Annotated in this window: 18 protein-coding genes; 10 read left to right on the forward strand and 8 right to left on the reverse strand. The window is 66.6% G+C overall.

Annotated elements, in window-relative coordinates; all coding sequences use genetic code 11:
- Positions 1-257: 257 nt before the first annotated feature.
- The 7 genes from ACZ4NB_RS05045 (at position 258) to ACZ4NB_RS05075 (ending at position 7,356) form a co-directional block, all read left to right on the forward strand.
- Positions 258-608, forward strand: coding sequence for a plasmid mobilization protein (locus ACZ4NB_RS05045; RefSeq protein ID WP_467658367.1), 351 nt, complete (start codon positions 258-260; stop codon positions 606-608).
- A 2-nt stretch (positions 609-610) separates the two neighbouring features.
- Entirely contained in the window at positions 611-2,356 is a 1,746-nt protein-coding gene (locus ACZ4NB_RS05050; protein WP_467658368.1) for a relaxase/mobilization nuclease domain-containing protein, read from the forward strand.
- 75 nt (positions 2,357-2,431) lie between these two features.
- Positions 2,432-2,818, forward strand: coding sequence for a hypothetical protein (locus ACZ4NB_RS05055; RefSeq protein ID WP_467658369.1), 387 nt, complete (start codon positions 2,432-2,434; stop codon positions 2,816-2,818).
- 195 nt (positions 2,819-3,013) lie between these two features.
- Complete coding sequence (locus tag ACZ4NB_RS05060; RefSeq protein WP_467658371.1) at positions 3,014-3,472, forward strand: hypothetical protein; 459 nt, start codon at positions 3,014-3,016, stop codon at positions 3,470-3,472.
- 2 nt (positions 3,473-3,474) lie between these two features.
- Positions 3,475-5,664, forward strand: coding sequence for a hypothetical protein (locus ACZ4NB_RS05065; RefSeq protein WP_467658372.1), 2,190 nt, complete (start codon positions 3,475-3,477; stop codon positions 5,662-5,664).
- Complete coding sequence (locus ACZ4NB_RS05070) at positions 5,664-6,779, forward strand: hypothetical protein (RefSeq protein WP_467658373.1); 1,116 nt, start codon at positions 5,664-5,666, stop codon at positions 6,777-6,779. Before ACZ4NB_RS05065 ends, ACZ4NB_RS05070 begins: the two co-directional genes overlap by 1 nt.
- A gap of 268 nt (positions 6,780-7,047) precedes the next feature.
- A complete protein-coding gene (locus ACZ4NB_RS05075) occupies positions 7,048-7,356 on the forward strand; it encodes a hypothetical protein (protein ID WP_467658374.1) in 309 nt (102 codons plus the stop codon).
- 85 nt (positions 7,357-7,441) lie between these two features.
- Here the strand turns inward: ACZ4NB_RS05075 and ACZ4NB_RS05080 are convergent, their stop codons facing one another.
- Positions 7,442-7,981 (reverse strand): hypothetical protein, encoded by a 540-nt coding sequence (locus tag ACZ4NB_RS05080; protein WP_467658376.1) that lies wholly within the window; start codon positions 7,979-7,981, stop codon positions 7,442-7,444.
- Positions 7,982-9,015: 1,034 nt separating this feature from the next.
- Here ACZ4NB_RS05080 and mycP point away from each other — a divergent pair.
- The gene (mycP, locus tag ACZ4NB_RS05085; protein ID WP_467658377.1) at positions 9,016-10,230 is read left to right on the forward strand and encodes a type VII secretion-associated serine protease mycosin; all 1,215 of its coding nucleotides are present in this window, start codon (positions 9,016-9,018) and stop codon (positions 10,228-10,230) included.
- A gap of 9 nt (positions 10,231-10,239) precedes the next feature.
- A complete protein-coding gene (eccCa, locus tag ACZ4NB_RS05090) occupies positions 10,240-14,226 on the forward strand; it encodes a type VII secretion protein EccCa (protein ID WP_467658378.1) in 3,987 nt (1,328 codons plus the stop codon).
- Between the two features lie 45 nt (positions 14,227-14,271).
- Here the strand turns inward: eccCa and ACZ4NB_RS05095 are convergent, their stop codons facing one another.
- The 3 genes from ACZ4NB_RS05095 to ACZ4NB_RS05105 form a co-directional block, all read right to left on the reverse strand.
- On the reverse strand, positions 14,272-14,577 hold the full coding sequence (locus ACZ4NB_RS05095; RefSeq protein WP_467658379.1) for an esterase: 306 nt from the start codon (positions 14,575-14,577) through the stop codon (positions 14,272-14,274).
- 110 nt (positions 14,578-14,687) lie between these two features.
- Positions 14,688-14,912: a hypothetical protein gene (locus ACZ4NB_RS05100; protein WP_467658380.1), complete on the reverse strand. Its 225-nt coding sequence runs from the start codon at positions 14,910-14,912 to the stop codon at positions 14,688-14,690.
- Between the two features lie 365 nt (positions 14,913-15,277).
- Positions 15,278-15,652 (reverse strand): SPDY domain-containing protein, encoded by a 375-nt coding sequence (locus tag ACZ4NB_RS05105; RefSeq protein WP_467658381.1) that lies wholly within the window; start codon positions 15,650-15,652, stop codon positions 15,278-15,280.
- A 207-nt stretch (positions 15,653-15,859) separates the two neighbouring features.
- Here ACZ4NB_RS05105 and ACZ4NB_RS05110 point away from each other — a divergent pair, with 207 nt between their 5' ends.
- Positions 15,860-16,048, forward strand: a complete 189-nt coding sequence (locus ACZ4NB_RS05110; protein WP_467658382.1) for a hypothetical protein — start codon at positions 15,860-15,862, stop codon at positions 16,046-16,048.
- Here the strand turns inward: ACZ4NB_RS05110 and ACZ4NB_RS05115 are convergent.
- The 4 genes from ACZ4NB_RS05115 to ACZ4NB_RS05130 form a co-directional block, all read right to left on the reverse strand.
- Entirely contained in the window at positions 16,045-16,248 is a 204-nt protein-coding gene (locus ACZ4NB_RS05115; protein WP_467658384.1) for a hypothetical protein, read from the reverse strand. The two genes, ACZ4NB_RS05110 and ACZ4NB_RS05115, sit on opposite strands and share 4 nt — an antisense overlap.
- 123 nt (positions 16,249-16,371) lie before the next feature.
- Positions 16,372-17,223 (reverse strand): SPDY domain-containing protein, encoded by an 852-nt coding sequence (locus ACZ4NB_RS05120; RefSeq protein WP_467658385.1) that lies wholly within the window; start codon positions 17,221-17,223, stop codon positions 16,372-16,374.
- Between the two features lie 31 nt (positions 17,224-17,254).
- The gene (locus ACZ4NB_RS05125; RefSeq protein ID WP_467658386.1) at positions 17,255-18,118 is read right to left on the reverse strand and encodes an SPDY domain-containing protein; all 864 of its coding nucleotides are present in this window, start codon (positions 18,116-18,118) and stop codon (positions 17,255-17,257) included.
- A 480-nt stretch (positions 18,119-18,598) separates the two neighbouring features.
- Entirely contained in the window at positions 18,599-19,210 is a 612-nt protein-coding gene (locus ACZ4NB_RS05130) for a DUF4913 domain-containing protein (protein ID WP_467658387.1), read from the reverse strand.
- Positions 19,211-19,599 lie beyond the last annotated feature (389 nt).

A 19,599-nucleotide genomic window follows, 5' to 3' on the forward strand; every position in this document is an offset into this window, starting at 1 on the left:
CCGCCGGGACACCCCCTGACCTGGGCGAAGACCACTGCCCGGCACGAGGCCGAGCAAGCTGTACATTCCGAAACTCCTCCGCAGCCACAGGCAGCGGAGGAGTTTCGGAACGGCATGCCCCCGCCCCAGAGGGAGTGGGGGAGGCCCGGCACCAGGGGGCGCCGGACTCTGGGGCTGCGACCGAGGGCGGACCGCAGCCGGGAGGGGAACCGAACACACCTGCCGCGCCACGCACGCGTCCACGCCTGCGCCAGAGCGTGCACCGCGACCAAGTCCGCAGCGTCCGCCTGACCCAAGACGAACTCGACACCGTCAAGCGCGCCGCCGAATCCGCCGGCCTGAAGACCGCCGGGTTCATAGCCGACGCCGCGGTCGCGGTCGCCCAGGCCCAAGGCAGTTCCAAGGCGTGGCTGTTGGATCAGCGGGGCCGGGTCGAGGAACTCATGGTTGCCAGCGCACAGCTCGCCCGCGTCGGCAACAACCTCAACCAGATCGCCCGCATCCTCAACTCGGGTGGCCACGTTGATGGCGTGGACGAGGCGGTGGCCCGCGTCCTGCGGGCCGCCGTGTGCGTCGAGGATGCGGCCATCGAGATCGCGAGGCGCTGACGATGGTGCCCGACATCTCCACCGGCAGCCGCACGTACGGATTGCTGAACTACCTCTACGGCCCCGGTCGCAGGGAGGAACACACTGACCCGCACCTGGTCGCTGCCTGGATGCCGGGCCTCGCCCCCGATCCGGGACGCGATCCGGCTACCACCCTCAAGCAGCTCACCGACCGGCTCGATCTGCCCGTCCTCGCCCTTCCGAAGCACCGCCGCCCGGCCCGGCACGTGTGGCACTGCCCCGTACGCACGGCCCCCGGCGACCGCCACCTGACCGATGAGGAATGGGCCGAGGTCGCCCGTCGGATCGTGCACGCCACCGGCATCGCCGAAGCCGGCGACGACAAGGCATGCCGCTGGATCGCCGTGCGCCACGCCGACGACCACATCCACCTCGTCGCCACCCTCAAGCGCGAGGACGGGCGCAGCCCTCGCCGCCATGAGGACGGCATCCGCGCCCAGGCCGAATGCCGCAAGATCGAAGCCGAATTCGGCCTGCAAATCCTCAACGACGGAGACCGCACCGCCGCCCAACGGCCCACCAGCGCCGAACGCTCGAAAGCCGAGCGCGCCGGACGAACCGCGACACCCCGCGAGACCCTGCACGGACGCGTCCGCCAGGCCCTGGCCGGCGCCGCGACCGAGGAGGAGTTCTTCCGCCGCCTCGCCGAGGCTGGCCTCCGCGTCGAAAAACGCCTCGCTCCCTCCGGCGACACCCTCGGATACAAGGTCGCCCTCCCCGGCGACCGCAACCGCGACGGCGAACCCATCTGGTTCTCCGGCTCAAAGCTTGCCCCGGACCTCTCCCTCCCTAGGATTCGCCAGCGTCTCGACTCCGGACTGCCCGACGACGCATCCGCCATCGACCGCCCCGGTGAACGAGTGCCACGTCCGGCTCGTGCTCGGCGTGAGGCAGCTCCCGCTGTCGAGCGGGCCACTTCGGTACTGAGCGGAGACGACGACGCAGACTCCGCCGCACAACTGGTCGGCCTCGGCGAACTCCTCGACGGCCTCGCCCAGACCTCTCCGGCCTCAACCCGCAAGGAACTCGCCGAGGCCGCCCGCGCCTTCGAACGCGCCACCCGCTCCCACACACGGGCTGAACGCGCCGACAACCGCGCGCTCCGCTCCGCCGCCCGCGGCATCATCCGCGCCGGAAACGCCCTCGGCAAGGGCGAAGATGGCGGGGCCACCGCGATGCTCCTGTCCACGATGGTCCTGGTCACCATCGCCGCCGCACGCTGGCACTCCGCCCGCGGCCACGCCCAGCAAGCCGCCGCAGCACAACATGCCGCCCAGCACCTGCGTGCCGCCTACCGGACCGCTGCCGCCACCCCCATGAACGCCATGCGTGAGCACGGCCGCCGACTCCCCGAACCCATACGACAGCGGTACGCCAGCACCCTCGAAGCCACCCTGCCCGAACAGGCCGACCGCCTGCTCCGCGAACCGGGCTGGGACGCACTCGCCGCCACCCTCGACCAAGCCGAGCGAGCCGGACACGATCCCGACGCCCTGCTCCAGCAAGCCATCGAATGGCGCGAACTGGACACCGCCGACAGCGTCACCGATGTACTCGTCTGGCGACTGCGACGGCTGGGCAAACTCCCCGCCACCGTGAACCCGTCCCGAACACGTACCAACTCGCGACCACCTCAGCGGCAACCCCAGCCCCAGAAGCCGCAGGCGCCCGAGTCTGCCGCCCGGCCCAACCTCAACGACCCCCGCCAACGTGGCGCGAGGCGCTGACCAGCACGACAAACAGATGGACACCGGCCGCCGACCTTGTTACGGCTGGTCAAGAGAGACAAGGAGACGATGCGGATGATCAGCGAAGAACTTCAGACCCCGAGAACCGCTCAGCCGGCGACAACCGGCGACGACCCGCTCCTGCGGCTCCAGCAGGAGACGCAGCCCGCAGGCGACAACATCGGTCTGCGCGCCACCACACACCCGGAGGAAATCCGCATCACCGGCATCGCCGTCATGTGCCCGCAGTGCGGCGCCCGGCGCGACTGGATGGTGATCTGCGACCGCAACGAGATCAGCATTCGCTGCCGCTGCGCGCACCAGTGGGTCGAGTGCGAACTGACCCGAGCCGACTACATGGCGATGATCGGCGAAGGCATCGGCCAGGACTACCCGAGCTTGGAGGCCGCAGCACAGGCTGCAGGGTATGACGGCGGGCTCGCCGGCGCCTACCTATCCTGATGTCCTCGCGCAAGGGGCAGAGTTCGAATGCCTTTGATGGTTGCTCTACCTGCACTTATCGCCGTGCATAGAGGGCACGTCAGGTCGGCTCGAATCAGACCCTGAGCCGATTGCTCCTGCCCACTTGACGCCCTAGGCTCCTGCTTCCGTGTGTTCACAGTGATCACAGCGCCGCACCGCCACGGGGGGAAGCACGTGACCGACGACCAGGATTGGGATCGCCGACTCAATCCGTTCCGTTACAACGCCGACGGATCGCTCACGGGTGCCGCCAAGCGGCAGAACGTGACGATGGAGCTCAACTCCGCAGGGGGCAAGGGAAGCGGGGGCTCCGGGAGCGGAGGCCGGCAGACGTCAGTCCGCACGGCCGCGCTGACCGAGGCAGCCGACGCGCTGGAGAATCTCCGGGGCGACACCGACAAGGTGGACCAGCACGCTCTGTCAGAAACGGATGCCGCATCCAGTGCACTGGGCGGCTGGCAAAGCTCTCAGGGGCTCTCTGCACTGCACAAGAGGTGGGCGGACGAGTCCGTACATCTGAGCACGATGCTGTCCGACGCCGTCATGAAGCTGCACAACACTAGTAGTTCGTACAAGCGGACAGATCACTCCGAGAAATCCAGGATGGACTCTCTTGACGGCGGGAGGCACTGATCATGGTTGCATTCTCCGATCTCCTCCATGCCGACCTCGGCAAGCTCCAGGCATCAGCGGACGAGTGGAAGCTGCTACCCAAGAAGTACCAGGGTCTGCAAGAGCTGTTCGAGGCACGTGTCACCAAGCCGCTGAAGTCCGATTGGCACGGGGATGCGGCCGACCAGGCGCAGCTGTCGCTCACGAAGATCAAGGAGCAGTACGCCGCCGCGGCGCAAGAGGCGCACGCTGTTGCGACTCTGTTGCTTGACGCCCACGCGGAGTTTAGCGCAGCACAGAAGAAGCTCCGCCGGATCATCGACGAGGAAGCACCGGCCGAGAAGCTCCAGGTGCTGGACAACGGCATGGTGATCGATACCGATCCGGACACCCAGGGTTTCGCGGCCGGCGGATATAGCGACGTCTTCCACCCGGAGCGCAAGGCCAAGGTCGAGGCCATGCGAAGGCGCATAGAGAAGGTGCTGCGGGATGCCACTGCAGCGGATGAAGCCGCGGACTGGGCGCTGCGTCAGGACTCCAACGGCAAGAACAACGCCTCCTTCAACAAGAACATCTACACGTCGTTGGACTCGGCCCGGGACGCCAAGAAGGACATGGTCGAGGCGCTCAGGCTCACCAAAAAGGGCGAAGACCTGACCAACGATGAGCTGGGTCGGCTGGGAGAGCTTCTTTCAAAGCGCAAGAATGACATGGTCTTTGCGGAGAAGTTCGCTCTCTCGATGGGGCCGAAGGGTGCGCTCGAATTCTGGCGTGAAGCGTCAGGGCCAAACTCCGGAGAGCGAGGTGGCGAGCGTAACGCCGCCCTCAAGCAGTTGCAGGCCGGCCTCGGCTCCACACTCGGCATCGCCACACAGAGCGAAAGTGCGGCGATGGACGGTTGGAAGGAGAAGATGCGGGCGCTCGGGCCGCAGATGATCGATCCGGGAGGGATCGGCGGGCCGAGTGCCAAGGGCTACCAGTTGATGAGCAGCCTCATGCGAAGCGGTAGCTACGACAGCGATTTCCTCCATGACTACGGTCGAGACCTCCTGAGCTACGAGAAGACCAGAGGCCCATCCACTCCAAGGGAGTTGTGGGCTCCGGACTCCACCATGCCGAGGATCGACTACTCCGGAGACGGGCCGGGCGCCGACCCCATGACGGGCTACATGGATGCACTGAGCAAGAATCCCGAAGCCGCAACCGGGTTCCTGGACCCCGGCGAGCCGCGCGAGAACGGCAATCTCAAGTATCTCGTAGATGACCGGGAGTGGGTGGAAGACGGCTTCAACAAGAAGACCGGCCAGGGTTCGCTGGCACTCGCCATCGAAGCCGGCTCCACTGGACATCAACCGGGGCAGGAAGATGCGGTGCGCGAACACACTGCATCGCAAGCCAGAATCATGCGTGACAGCATCAATATGCTCGATGGTGGCTCGAAGGACGAGAAGCTGCCTGACGGCATGCATCGTCCGATCGCCAATGCCCTGGGCGACTATGTATCCGACACGCAAGACATACTTTCGAACGTCAACGACGGATCAGCGGATCACGATGGAGAGAAAGCATCGGGGGTGTGGACGGACAAGGAGACCGGACAAATGCGTATGGCCGTTGACCGGAATTCGTTGATCCGAGTCATGCGCGGGGTGTCCGACGATCCTGTCGCGTATCGCGCGCTCCAGGAGGCGCAAACCGCTCATACGGCAAATCAGTTGGCTGATATTCCTGCCGAAACTGGCGCGGACGAGGCCAAGAAAATGATGTCTGATGCCACTAAAGCAACGGGTGCCATCGATGCTATCCAAGGTGATGTCATCCTCGACCACCGCGATGAGGGGCGCTCTGACCATAAGTGGTGGATAGCGAAGGCTGGATATCATGGGCTAGCCGAGGGAGCTAGCAAAATCCCTGTCGTTGGCTCCATCGCGGTGCGCCTCACTGATGTGGGTGCTTCCGCCTGGCAAGAGAAGATGGATGCCGATACCGATGCGCGCTCGGCCGAAGAGATCGCGGAGAACACACTAAACGGAAGCGCGGGCATGGGCGGGAAAGCCAGCATCAACGCGATGGTTGGCGAACTGTACGAGACGCGAGGAATTGGCGCTGATGCGTCGGATGCGAACTTCGTCCAGCATGAACTGCAGGGCTTTTACGAGGATGGTCGTACCGATGTGCAAGATGTTCTTGGCCGAGGGAAGAACAACAACTGATGACCGCTGACGCAACGGAGGATCGCCGTATTGGTGACCCCGATCCTCGAATAGTCCGCCGCCAGCGCAAGCGGTGGCTGATCGCCGTGGTCATCATCGTCGTGGTGGCGGTGCCCAGCATCTTCTATTTCAGCGGGGCGTATGACCGTTGGCAAGACGGTCGGAGCCTGTCCGACTCTTGCAGAGGCAGTGTTGACACCTCAGAGGTCAGGGAACTGCTAGGTGTTGACCGTTTGCGCGCGCACGATGTTGAAGTAGAGCAGGGAGCTGTCCCGAGCTCAGGTCAGCTTCACAAGTGCTCCGTGCGTGACCCCGATGCCGGCGGATGGCTATCAGTGGGACTGGACTGGGGTTCCGGTGCGGCGGGGGCGCTTCACGACTTTAACGAATTCGTTCCGTACGGTGACGTGGGAATGGCGATTCCGCTCGGCCACGGATGGGAGGGCGTGATGGATGAGGGGCACGCGGGTCAAGATCTCGTTGCCACAGTCAACATGCCCTGCACAAATCACCGTAGCGATCCAAAGCGTTCCTCCCTGATCGTCACGGTGAAGGGGATGGCTATGCGATCAATGGACGGAGCCACCCAGCGCGCGCGTTTCGCCCGCACGACGGTGAAGACGGCGCAGAACGCAGCCAAGGCATGGGGATGTACTGCTGTTCCTGGGGGCGCCATCGATCGGGTGCCGGACAACACTGCGCACTCGATAATATCGGGTAAGGCTCGCGGGACTTGTGCGGGCATCGAAGAGGCTGTCCGTGAGAGCGTCACAGATTCGAAATCCCCGATCGAGAACTGCTATTACGTCGCAGAATCAAGTTCTGTCCACTATCGCGTCAGCGCCTTCTACGGTCCCTTTGCTCCGGCGCTGCGGGAACAGCTCGGCTATGGTGATGAATACGATCTGTGGAAGCCTGCCGGCCGCAAGGGCGATGCGTTCTGGGCTTCGGCACAGTGTCCTTCCGGTAGCCGGGCGTTGTACATCACGACCCGACCCGTGGACCACAATGACTACGACTCGGACCCAAGCGAGAAGGTAGAAGAGGCCGCATTGAAGGAGTTCGCTACCCGGTCCGCTAAGCGCCACGGCTGCACTGATCTCAAATTGCCGTGAGCCATTAGGTGCGGTGTCACCACGCAGGGCGGAGATGAGTAGTTGTCCGTGCGCCAATGTGCGAACACGTCACTCTGGCATACAACGGGCGGACGCGACATATCGCCGCAGCCAAGTCGGCCAGATTCGGGTCGCTTTCAGGACAGATGCGCGATGCCTTCGTCCTTGCCAGGGCCACGGTTGACTGGGCGGACTGACGGCGGGTTACATGAGTTCGCTATGGCGTGAGCGCCAGGCAGAGATCTAGCACGAGGCCGGGGGGATTTGGATGGCCGGGGAATATAGCGTCGATTTGAGTGCACTACAACAGGTCATTACGCGACTCAACTCGCTCGTGGACACCATGGATGGGGTCGGGAGCACCGCGGAGTACAAGACGGAGCTGCCGGAGGGGTATCTCGGCCAGGGATTCGCCGAGGAAGCTGGGCTTCGGAATGCACACGGCACGATGAAGCGGGAGCTCGCCGCCATGGTTGCCGAGCTGAAGGACATGATTGCCGATGCTGGCAAGAAGTCGAGGACCGTGCACGACGACTACGAGAGTCGTGAGCAAGAGGTCCGCAAGTCCATGCGCTGAGACAGGCTGCGGCCGACTCAGTAGGTGAGCCGGCGCAACGGGGAGGAATGAGATGGGTAGCGGGGGTGGACACTCCACCAACTTCTCAGGCCACACGCTTGAGTCGCTGAAGGCCATGGTGCGCGACGCGCAGCCGGACAAGGTCGATGAGATTGCCGACCACTGGATGCACGTGCACGACCAGCTTGCCGGTAATGCGCCGGACGGAAGCGTGAAGGATCTGCTGGACAAGGCCGTGGCGGATGTCCGCGAGTACTGGCACGGCGCAGCGGCGGAAGCCTTCGAGAAGCGGGCAAAGACTCTGAGCACGAGCCTCGCGAATGGCTCTAAGTACGCGAAGAATACGTCGCACACTCTGAAAGCAGCAGCGATCGACCTTCGCAATGCCCAAAGGGCCGTCACGGCTTTGCAGGACTCCGAGGCCGCATCGAAAGACGGCAACATCCTCCAAGCTATTGGCTCTAAGGTCCAGGATGGTGCGGACTGGCTGAGCGATTTCGGTGCTCGCAGCGATGACACCCTGAAGCAGGATCTCGCCAACGGTATGAACACCAGCGATGCGCTGGACAAGCACCGGGGCACGCTGTCCCGTGGGCGGGAGATCGCCTTGCAGGCGGCTGCCCACATGGAGAAGCTCGGCGCCTCGTACAACGTCAAGGGGAATCAGCTGGCGCCCCCGCCACCCCGTGACCCGGAGAAGCCCATCTCGCCGCCGGATTCGACGGTGCCGCCGCCAGATGTGGCAGTTGCCGTGGTTCCAGCCGTGGCGAGTCCGCGTAGGGGGACGTCCGCTGGGGTGTCGGGCCAGAAGGCGGCCGGGGGCACGTCATCCGCGGGTGGTGTTGCTTCGCCGCAGCGGTCACGGGAGGGCGGGGGTACAGGGAGCTCTGCCCAATCCGGAACGCGTCCTCCCATGCCGCAGACGCCGCGTCCTGGTACGGCGTTGGACGGCGTTCGTGGCGGTGTGGCCAATCCTGTAAGTCCTCCTGGTGCGGGCCCCGGCGGACCGGTGGTCGGGGCTCCTGACCACTCTGGTGCGGGCCCCGGCGGGCCGGGCATGCCTGGTGGTGGTCCGGTGGTTGGCGGGCGTGGTCCTGTGGGTGGCAGAACGGTGCGTCCCGGTTCACCGGGTGTTCCGAGTACGCTTCCGGGTGGTCGTGCTGGTGCAGGAAGAACCGCTATGCCGGGTGCTCCCGGCCAGCCGGGCCAGGCAGGACGACCGCCGATTGCCGGCGGTACGGGTCCCGGCGCGTCCGGTAAGGGGGGCGCTCGTGGTCGTCAGGGAGGGCTCGCGCGGCGTCCTGGCGGTGTCATCGGGGAACCGAATAAGCCCGGAGTGCCGGGTCGAGGTTCGCAAGGTGGCTCAGGTCTCCATCGCAGCCGGGGTGGCGCTCTGAACGGCCGTTCGGAAGGATCGTCTCCTTCGCGTGGTCCACTGGGCGTACCGACCAGCGGGCGGTCCACCCGTGAGGACAAGGAGCGCCGGCAGTCACAGCGTCCCGACTATCTCGTCGAGGATGAAGAGACCTGGGTTTCGCAGCGGGACGTTGTGCCGGGAGTTGTCGGCGTTCCGGCCTCTGAGGAGGCGGAAGACGGTGGCGTGCCGGAAGAGCGGAGCCCTGCGGTAGAGCCGGACAGTTCGGAAGGAAGCAGCAGGGCGTGACGTTCAAGCGATGGATGAGATCGGCGGGTGGGACGGCGCTGTTGTGCGTGGTCGGTCTCGCGCATGCAGCGCCCCCGGCAGCCGCGGATTCCATTCGCGATCGTCAGTGGGCCTTGTCGGCATTCGATGCGGACGCGATTGAGAAGGTGTCCACAGGTCGGGGGGTGACCGTCGCCGTCGTCGACACCGGAGTCGACGGGACTCACCCCGACCTCGTGGGCAATGTGCTGCCGGGGAAGGACCTTCTCAAGGGCAGCGGTACTGCCGACCGTGCGACAGAGGACTCACACGGCACCGCCATGGCCTCCTTGATTGCAGGCCATGGTCACGGGCCCGGGGGCGCGGCCGGCGTCAAGGGGCTCGCCCCTGAGGCAAAGATTCTGCCGCTGCTTGTCAATTCTCAGGATGGCCTGCGAGTCGGCACTGGCAAGGAATCCCCCGTGTCGCAGGCGATCCGTTATGCCGTCGACCACGGAGCGACAGTCATCAATCTGTCGCTGGGGGACACCTTCAAGATTACCGATCTGGACGACGCCGTTCAGTATGCGCGAAAGGAGGACGCCGTCATTGTTGCCGCGGCCGGCAACGACGGTGTTGCTGAGCCGAACTACCCCGCGAGCATCCCAGGCGTGATTTCGGTAGGAGCGGTCGACTCTTCAGGAAAGATCTGGGAGAAGTCCAACTACGGGTCGAACAACCTGCTCGCAGCACCAGGAGTGGACGTCCCCGGCGCGGGACGTGATCACGGCTACCGAAGCGGCACGGGCACTTCCGACGCCACCGCCTATGTCTCAGCCGCTGCCGCCCTCCTCCGCTCCAAGTTCCCTAACCTCACGGCCGGCCAGATCGCGAACCGCCTGGTGAAAACAGCCAAGGTGCCGGACGCGGTGAAGGGTGCGAAGCTCCCGGACAAGCACTACGGCTACGGGTTCATCCGCCCGTTCAGCGCCTTGACCGAGGACATCCCGGCAGGCTCGCAGAACGGGCCGCTGCCGGCTCCGTCCTCGGCTTCACCGGTTCCCGCCGCCCCGTCTGAAGCCTCTTCCAACGGGGGTGGGGCGTCGGCGTATGTCATCTGGGGTGTCGTCGGCGTAGTGGTGCTGGGTCTCGTGACCGCGCTGGCTGTAGTCATCGTCAAGCGCCGGCGCCCCGTCGTGCCACCGCCCTCCCCCTACGGCCACCAGCAGCCCGGCCCGCCCTTCCAGCAGTAACAGGCCCCATTGGCAACCGTCACCATCAAGCGCCCTTCGCGTACCGCGCCCCCTGACTATCCCAAGGGTGAGTTGCAGCTGAAGGCGCCTCCCGAGCTGCCGGAGCACAAGCGCGAATCCGCTCTCCTGACACTGCTGCCCATGGCGGGCATGGCCAGTACGGCGGTGTATTTCTTCCTGCCCGGCTCACCACCGTTCATGAAGATCATGGGCGGCATCATGCTCATCGCCGCAGCGGCCATGGGGGCGGGCCAGCTCGTCCGTGCCCGGCGCGGCTCATCATCAGGCGTCCACGCGGCGCGTCAGGAATACCTGAAGTACCTGGCCCGCACTCGCGAGGAGGCGCGGGCCACCGCACGCGCCCAACGCCGCTCAGAACTCCGCACCTTCCCCGAGCCGGCACAGCTCTGGGCGGTCATCGCCGAACGCACGAGACTTTGGGAACGCCGGCCTGGCGACGACGACTTTGCCCAACTACGCGTCGGGCTGGGGCCGCAGACCCTCTCGACCCGGCTTGTGGTGCCGCAGGCAGGGCCTGCGGAGGAGTGGGAGCCGCTTTCAGCGCATGCGCTGCGACACTTCGTCGCAGCGTACGAGTACCTCGACGAGCTGCCCCTGGCGCTGTCCCTGCGGGCGTTTCCACGGCTGACGATCAGGGGTGATGCTGGCACCGTGCAGGGTTCGGTTCGGGCGCTGGTCTGCCAGCTGGCGGTGATGCACTCACCGGACGATGTGCGCATCGCAGTCGTCACGGATCCGGGGACGGCCGCGGAATGGGACTGGATCAAGTGGTTGCCACACGCTCGTAGCACCGAGCCAGAAGCCGCTGACCGCCGACGTGCGCAACGACTGCTGGTCTATTCCTCGCTCAGTGGCCTCGAAGAGGACTTTGCCCAGGACTTCGCCACGCGCCCCGCCTGGGAGGCGGATGCCCGGCCACTGCTCGACCGACCCCATGTGGTGATCCTTCTGGATCCCGGCCCCACGACGCCATTCCCATGGCCATTCGACCGGGACGGCTTTCTGGGCGTGACCGTCATCGAACTCGAAACGGCCATCGGCGGCCAGCGACAGCGCCGTACCCCCGGGGGTGGGTTCCGTCGAGTGGATCGCAGGCCAGGTATGGCAGTCGAGCCGAATGCCCTGAACCTCGTCTCCAATTCCGGCTCCACCTACACGGGAATTCCAGACACCCTCAGCGCAGTCGAAGCCACGGCACTCGCTCGCGCCCTCTCTCCGCTGCGGACCAGCGACGACGAGGGCGAGGACCCTCTGCTGGGCAACCTCGGCTTCACCGAGCTCATGGGCATCGAGGACCCCACCACCCTCGACACATCGCCACGGCATCGAACTGCGCAGGACCGGCTGCGCGTACCGCTCGGAGTGGACGGCGACGGAAATCCCGTTGTCCTCGACCTCAAGGAAGCAGCCCAAGGAGGTATGGGGCCGCACGGCCTGTGCGTCGGCGCCACCGGCTCCGGTAAGTCCGAGCTGCTCCGCACCCTCGTCCTCGGACTCGCCACCACGCACAGTTCCGAGACCCTGAACTTCATCCTGGCCGACTTCAAAGGCGGCGCTACGTTCGCCGGCCTGGCCGACCTACCGCACGTCGCTGCGTTCATCACCAATCTCGCCGAGGACCTCACCCTCGTCGACCGCGTGCAGGACGCCCTGACCGGTGAACTGCTGCGCCGTCAGGAACTGCTGCGCGTCAGCGGAAACTTCGCCAATATCGGCGCCTACGAGAGAGCCCGAGCAGCAGGGGCACCGCTTCAGCCGCTACCAACGCTGCTGATCGCCCTGGACGAGTTCAGCGAACTGCTGGCAGCCAGGCCCGAGTTCATCGACGTGTTCCTGCAGATCGGACGTATCGGGCGTTCGCTCGGCGTACACCTTCTGCTTGCTTCACAGCGGGTGGATGAGGGCCGGCTGCGCGGCTTGGATACCTACCTGTCCTACCGACTGGTGATGCGCACTTTCTCGGCTGAAGAGTCCCGCATCGCCCTCGGCGTCACCGACGCATACCATTTGCCCAACGTCCCTGGAGCGGGCCTTCTGAGTCATGGAACGGAAACCCTGACCCAGTTCAAGGCCGCCTACGTCTCCGGCCTCTACCGTCCCCGGCGCACCACTGCCTCCGGCGGCAGGGAAGAGCTCTCCCCGATGCTGTTCACCGCCGAGTCGATCATCGAGGGCGCCGATCGATGCCTGACCAGTGGTGATGAGGCACCGCCAGAGGGAAGCGGCACAGGCCCTTCCGTCCTGGACATTCTGGTGGAGCGGCTTCGGGACCAAGGACCGGCGGCAGAGCAGGTCTGGCTGCCTCCGCTGGAAGAGTCCCTTTCCCTCGGCGATCTTCTTCCCCCGCTGATGGTCACGTCCGAACGGGGCCTGCAGCCTGTCGAGTGGCGGGAGATGTCCCTGGTCATCCCGCTGGGCATCGCCGACGTGCCGTTCGAGCAACGCCGCGAAACCCTTCGCTGCGACTTTTCCGGTTCACAGGGCCATGCCGTGGTGGTCGGCGGCCCACGGTCGGGGAAGTCCACCCTGCTGCGCACCCTCGTCATGGCGTTCGCCCTGACGCATACGCCCCGCGAGGTGCAGTTCTATTGCCTGGACTTCGGCGGCGGCAGCCTGTCCTCTCTGGCCGGCCTCCCGCACGTGGGGGGCGTCTGTTCCCGACTGGATGCGGCCAAGGTGCGACGGACCGTCGCGGAGATGCGGGAGATCCTTGACGAAAGGGAGGAGTTCTTTCGTGCCCATCACATCGACTCCATCCGGACCTACCGCGGACGACGGGCCGTGGGGCACTACTCCGATCACCTCTTCGGCGATGTCTTCCTGGTGATCGACGGCTGGGGCACCTTCAAGCGGGAGCACGAACAGCTGATCCCGGACGTCGAAGCCATGGCCGTTCGAGGTCTTGCCTACGGCATTCACGTCATCCTCACGGCCGGTCGGTACAACGAGATCCGCCCTGCTCTGAAGGACCAACTCGGTACCCGGCTGGAACTTCGCATGGCTGACCCTCTGGATTCCGAACACGACCGCAGACGCGCCCGCAACGTGCCGGCCACCCGCCCCGGACACGGCCTCGCCCAGGGCGGCCTGCATTACGTCGCCGCACTGCCGTACGCCATTTTCCCGCATGCCACGCACGACCTTGCGGATGACGCCAAAAGCTCCGCCGAGCTGATCGCGGCCGTCGCATCCCACTGGCACGGGCCGGTGTGCCCACCCGTACGCATGCTCCCCGACCGCCTGCATGTGGACGCCCTCCCCAAGGCGCGCGAAACACCCGATCTTGGCTTCGCTGTGGGCTTCGACGAATCGACGCTCACGCCGGCCTACCTCAACTTCGACACCGATCCGCTCCTGGTCGTCTACGGCGAGAGCGAGTCCGGGAAATCCACGCTGCTTCGCCTGCTCGCCCGGCGGCTGGCCGAACGGCATCAGCCCCATGAAGCTCTGGCGGTCGTCGGAGATTACCGACGGGGGCTGCACGGACAGCTCCCGGAGGACCACGTGCTGCACTACGCTCCCGCGTCGGCATCGCTCGAAGAGGGCCTGAAGCGCCTCGTTCCGATCCTCCAGGCCCGGATGCCTACGGAGGAAGTCACCGCCGAGCAGATGCGCGCCCGCAACTGGTGGCACGGACCCGAGATCTTCATCGTCATCGACGACTACGACCTCGTCGCACTCCCCTCTGGTAACCCCCTCGAAGCGCTGACAGAATTCTTTCCCTACGCCCGGGACATCGGCCTCCGCACCATCGTCGCCCGCAACAGCGGTGGCGCAGCCCGCACTTCGTTCGACCCCGTCACCCGACGCCTCAAAGAGCTCCGAGCCAGCGGAGTCATCCTGTCGGGGAACCCTGACGAAGGACCGCTGATAGGCACTACGAGGGCTGAGCCCATGCCGCCTGGGCGGGCTCAATTGGTCACTCCACGGCAGCGGCCCCGCGTCATCCAAATCGGCTGGTCTGCCCCCAGGTGAGTCGGGGCAGACCAGTGCTGGATGGTATGGCGGAGCGCTGTGGGTTCAGCTGTCCGCCAGTCGGTTCGCGAGATGCAATGCGTCGGTTGCGATGGTCAGGACGGAGTGAAGGCCGGAGACCTCGTAGAGCGTGGGGTGGACGATCGGGGTCCAGTCGTCGTGGAGGCTGGGCCAGGTGGCGAGCACGACGGTGGTCGTGGCCAGCCCGAGGCGGGCGGTGACGTCCATGCCGTCGTCGTGGCCAGGCTTCCAGCTCAGCAGGATGGCGCCGGGCCGGAGCGGTTCGGGTTCCGGGGCGGTGTCCCACATGGCGCGGATCGGCTCGGTGGGCTGTTGGGGGACAGAGCGCAAGAGAGCTCCGCGTGCCGACGGGGGCATGGGGCAGCGGGCCAGATCGCTGAGGTCCAGGTACGGGTCGGGGCCGATCGCCTTCGCCGAGAGACGTGTAGGGGCGTCGTAGGTCACACGTCCGCCCAGCCCAGCTCGGTGCGAACCTCGGGCGGCAGTACGCCCTCCTGGCCGTTTTCGGCGAGGAATACGGCGCCGTTGGGGCCGGGGACTTCGACGATGCGGCCGACGTAGTGGGTCTGGGGCCAGTCGGGGTTGATGGCGAGGTAGGCAGGCAGGTCGGGGTTGACGGTCTGGAGCTGGTGGATCAGTTGGCGGACGGTGATCTTGTGCGACAAGACGGCCTCCGGGACGACGAGGGAGCGGGGAGCGGGTGCAGGGCGCAGGGGGCTGGTCAGTGCTCCGCGTCGAATCGCAGAAGCTCGCGCAGTACGGCAGGGCCCTTCGACGGCGGCGCGGATTTCGCTGGGAGTTGGTCGGACCGGTGGCGTGTTCCAAGCTCGGCAGCGTAGGACTTGGTGGACGAGGCGTTGCTGGTCCACTGCTCGCAGCTGCACGTCGCGACGAAGCGCTCCCGTCCGGTACACGTCTCGGAGAGCGGCGTACCGCCGGTGGTATGCCGATGGCCCGAGGGGCAGATGGTGCCGTCGGCGTGATACGCGGTCACGGTGATCGAGTGGCGAGGCATGAGGCGACCTCTTGGTCAGATGCAGGTGCAGTAGCGGCTGAGGGAGGAGATGAGGGCGGCGAGGAATCTGGCGACGGCCTGTGCCGGGGTGTCCGGCACAAAGCTCTGACGCCAGGCGGTTGTGCCGTTCGTCCCCTTGACGTGGATGCGCCACAGCTCGCCGCGCACCACTGACGGGCTCTCGGGGAGGAATCCCGCGTACACGCGTTGGCCGGAGCTGGAGCAGTAGACGTTGCCGTCCAGGTCGGAGACGACATCCCACTCCTGGTTCTTGAGGAGGTCGGTGATGGGGCCTGCGCAGCGGCAGCCGAGCAGCCACTCACGCTCGGCGAGGGCGGCGAACGGAAGCGCGGCGGGAGCTTGGATCGGGGCGGTAGCGGTGAGCGTCACGAGCAGCAATCCATTCTTTGACCTGCGGTTTTGGTGACATCCGTACGTTGGCATGGTCTGGGAGGGGGTCTCCAGTCCTGTCCGGCGGTGTGCGTCTGCCGTCGGCGAACTGGCCGGGGGACCGGTCGCCGATGTCTGCGCAAGGGGGAATGAATCGGTCGCCCCAGGAGCTGTTCCGGAGGCGACCGATCGCTGTAGGAGGTTGGGTTGGAGAGCGGAGAGATCCGCACGTACGACGAGGCCGTCGACGATGCGGAGGCCGCGTCCCTGGGCCGGGCCCGCATGGCCGACGGCAGACGGATCGAGCTGAGCATTCGGGAGCTGACGCAGCTGGTCGGCGCCGAAGCCGCAGGAGGGTGTGGCACGGGCCGGCATGGCGCGGCCGGCGCCGTCTAACGACGGGGCGAGCGCACCTCGTTGTGCGTTGCGGCGTCGGCGACGAGCCGAAGGGCGTCTGCCTCGATCAACGGCGCCCAGGACGGATGGAGTTCGGTCAGGTCGCAGACGACGACTTCACCGCCGCCGACAAGCGCGTCGGAGAAGTTCAGTTCCAAGTCGTCCATGAGGCGGGGCAGGGAGCCGACCAGGGTCTGCACGGCAGCACGCAGGCGGCGACCGAGTCCGTCACCCACGGCCCAGGGGCCGGAGTCAGGCGTCCGGAGCGTTGGCGAGGTCGGGGTGCAGCATTGGGAAGCCTTTCGAGAAGGTGACGGCGGAGGTCATCGGCGGCGGGGGACATGTGTCGGGAGTGCCGCACTCGGCCTGCCGGTGGCCATCGCCATCGCCGGAGCGTGGGCGACGATGTGATGACCGGCGGAGCGGGCACGGGCTGCCGTTGCGCGGCGGACGTCGAGCGGAGTCGGTACTGGTGGGGGCACCGGCGTCACGCGGGCCGCGGCGAGGTTGCGCTTGGGGATCTCTGCCTCATACCGGGGCACCGGGGTGGGGTCGGCGAGGGCGCCGGCGGTGGCGGCGATCAGGTGCGAGGGGGTGTGGGTGGTGAACGTCGCATGCCAGCTGGAGCGGTAGCCGTCGCGTCCGCCGCTGGCGCTCCAGCGGTACTGGTAGCCGGACAGCTCGCCCTGGTGATCCAGCGCCCCTCGGACATGGTTCATTTCCGCCAGGCCGTCGGGTGCGACGGAGACGCTGAGGTGTGGCCCTTTGTCGGTGCGCCAGCCGGCCTCGACGAGCGGCTGGAAGCCCCGGTCTCGGCCGGTGGCGCCGTAGAGGTAGGTGTCGTGGCCCTGCGCGTAGTCATGGGCGAGGGCCGTGGTGAAGGCGGTGACGAGTTCCGTGGGAGTGCTGTTGTCGAAGGTGGCCAGCCAGCGGGGCGGGCCGAACGGGTCAGAGTGCACCGCGATCTTCCACAGGGTGGTGTCGTCGCCTTCGGGGAGGTAGCCGAGCCGGATGCGCTGTTCGGGCGAGCTGACGAAGACGTTCGCCAGTTCATCGTGGTGGAACTGGAAACCCTGGTCGAGGAGCGGCTGGAGCGCGGGGTCACCGGTGAAGGTGCTGCCGGCGAGGTAGACCGGGGAAACGTAGAAGTCCCCGTCAAGAGCGTGGACGGGCATGGGGATCGGATCTCCGGGTGAGGTGCGGGTTTCAGCGCTGACGGCGTGAGCCAGCGATGACGGGCGTGACGGAAGCGGGTGCGGCTGGCGGTGCAGGCTGGACGTGGGGCACTGCGTTGGTGCGCGAACTGCGGGCCAGCGCAGCTGTGCTGCGTGACCGCGTCTGGTCGGGCCGCAGGGACTGGGTCTCGACCAGGGAGCGGTGGCGGTCGGGAATGAGGAATGCAGCGCGGACGACGGGCCTTGGATCGGTCAGGGCGTCGGCCGTGGCGGTCATGAGGTGCTCGGGGGTGCCCCGGCTGAAGTACGCCTGCCAGCTCGGCGCGGAGATCGGGTCGGGGCCGGCGGACATCCGCCAGGTCGACTTCGCCGGGTCGAGCAGTTCGTCGTACTCGTGGAGCCAGCCGCCGCGTATCCGGTAGGCGGCATGACCGTCGGGCGAAACCGTACGGAATGGCCGCGTGCCGCGGACGGCCTCCCACTGATGGCTGGAGAGCACGGTGGCGGGCGTGTGCCCGGTGTGGTGCTTGCCGCCGCTGAGGTAGTCGGCGAAGTTGTTCGGCAGCCCGGCGACGAGCGTGTCCGTGAACGCCGCCACGATCTCTCGGGGGGTGTCCCGGTCGAAGGTGGTGATCCAGTCCGGTACGCCGAGCGGGTTCTCGGCATACGAGATCGTCCAGCCGCCGTAGTGGCTGTCCATGACATTGGCGATGCGCACGCGCTGGCACGGGCTGGTGTAGTACGTGTCCTCGCCGAAGGCCACGACCTTGGCCCAGCCTGTCGCGGAGTCAAGGGTGTTGAAGATCGCGTCGTCAGGGCCGGGGCCGGCGAGGTAGGCGGGGGTGATGAGGACATCGCTGTCCGGGTCGAGGGTGTGGGGGTCGGTGGTGGGCATGAGAACAGCTCCGGAGGGGTGGTGCACGGGCGCCCGCGCGGCTCGCACGGGAACGTGCGCGGGCGCCGGTGTGGCGGCAGGGTCTGGCGGTAGGTATGTGGATCACCTGGTCCGTGCGGGGTGGGAGGACGCCGTGACGTGTGCCGGGACACGTGGCTGGAGGGACGGGGAGTGGGAGAACAACCCCGGGAAGGCCGAGGGGGTCCGCCGTATGGCCGCGTTGGTCCTGGTCGTGCTGACCGTTGCCAGTGCGGCGTGCTCCGACGCGCAGGTGCCGGCGCAGCTGCCGCTGGGCGAGGTGGTGCGACGGGAGCCGGGGCTACGGATGTGTCGCGGCCGTCAGAGCTGTGGTGCTCGGCGAGGGGCACGAACACGTCGTCCGAGAGCGTGAGCGAGGGGAAGCCCTCCTTGATCCGCTCTGTGGCGGCCTCGAAGCCGTCGATCCGGTAGTTCGGCACCGGGGCGTAGGTGATTGCCATGTCAGATTCCGGCAGGCTCGGGCGAGGCCAGGAGCCGGTGGTTGGGGCGGGCCGGGCTGGTGGTGCACGCTCCGAAGGGTCCATCCGGCGTGCGGAGTTGGAGCAGCGCTGGGTCGAGATGGTCGCGATGCCATGTCGCGGGGCCGGTGAGGCCGGCCTCGACGTCGGTGAGCTGCTGCCAGGCGAGCCAGAGGGCGTGAAGCCGGGCGACGGCTTCGGGGTGTTCTTGCCACTGTTGGCACCATGGGCGGCCGGTGGTGATCTCCCTGCCGTAGACCGGCAGGAGCAGGTGATGCACCCAGCTGGCCAGCGCGGCGAGTTCCTCGGCGTACGCCTTGCCGTCGAGCGCCAGGATGAAGACGGACGAAGGGCCGTCGTCCTGCGAGTGCTGCGTGTCCGCGATCCGGCCGCTGACCGGCACCGCGCCGGGCTCGACGGTGGGGCCCGCAGGATCGTCAGCCTCTGCGAGCGGCTGGTCGTCGGTGAGCCGGGCGAGCGTTTCGCTCTGCTTGCGGCTCTCCGCGACCAGCCGCGTGACCGTGGACATGAGGTCGTCCAGGTCGTGATCAGGTATGCGCACAGACTTGTCGCCATCGTGGGCGGGTCCGGACATGACTACCCCTCCGCAAGATCGGGTGGTTGGGGTGTCGAGGGTCCGGAAAATCCCAGGTTTGGCCCGGCCGGAAAACTGGTGTAGCGGCATAGCTCAGAGCACTAGGTGATGCGGGCAGCCCTGCGATGAAACCGGCACACATGGATGCCGGCAGGGAGGGGCTTACGGTCGGGGCTGCCGGCGGTGATACTGCCGTTGTTCCGCGTCATCGTGGTGGCACGCGGACGACGATCAGGGCTGCGCTGTCCGCGCTCGGGGTGCCGGGGTGGTCGGGGAAGGAGGGCGTAGTTCCAGTCCCGTGGAATGAAGCCGACGGGCTCGCGGAATCTCGCAGGGATTGATGGAGGCACCCAAGGCACCTGCCCAATTATGGTGGCTGGCACGTGAGT

The sequence above is a fragment of the Streptomyces sp. NPDC026575 genome (assembly GCF_055567415.1).

Bases quoted from the DNA above. Each gene is read 5' to 3' on its own strand.
- ACZ4NB_RS05075 (WP_467658374.1), top strand. From the start codon at position 7,048: ATGGCCGGGGAATATAGCGTCGATTTGAGTGCACTACAACAGGTCATT.
- ACZ4NB_RS05065 (WP_467658372.1), top strand. From the start codon at position 3,475: ATGGTTGCATTCTCCGATCTCCTCCATGCCGACCTCGGCAAGCTCCAG.
- ACZ4NB_RS05125 (WP_467658386.1), bottom strand. From the start codon at position 18,118: ATGCCCACCACCGACCCCCACACCCTCGACCCGGACAGCGATGTCCTC.
- ACZ4NB_RS05050 (WP_467658368.1), top strand. From the start codon at position 611: ATGGTGCCCGACATCTCCACCGGCAGCCGCACGTACGGATTGCTGAAC.
- ACZ4NB_RS05120 (WP_467658385.1), bottom strand. From the start codon at position 17,223: ATGCCCGTCCACGCTCTTGACGGGGACTTCTACGTTTCCCCGGTCTAC.
- ACZ4NB_RS05055 (WP_467658369.1), top strand. From the start codon at position 2,432: ATGATCAGCGAAGAACTTCAGACCCCGAGAACCGCTCAGCCGGCGACA.
- ACZ4NB_RS05130 (WP_467658387.1), bottom strand. From the start codon at position 19,210: ATGTCCGGACCCGCCCACGATGGCGACAAGTCTGTGCGCATACCTGAT.
- ACZ4NB_RS05070 (WP_467658373.1), top strand. From the start codon at position 5,664: ATGACCGCTGACGCAACGGAGGATCGCCGTATTGGTGACCCCGATCCT.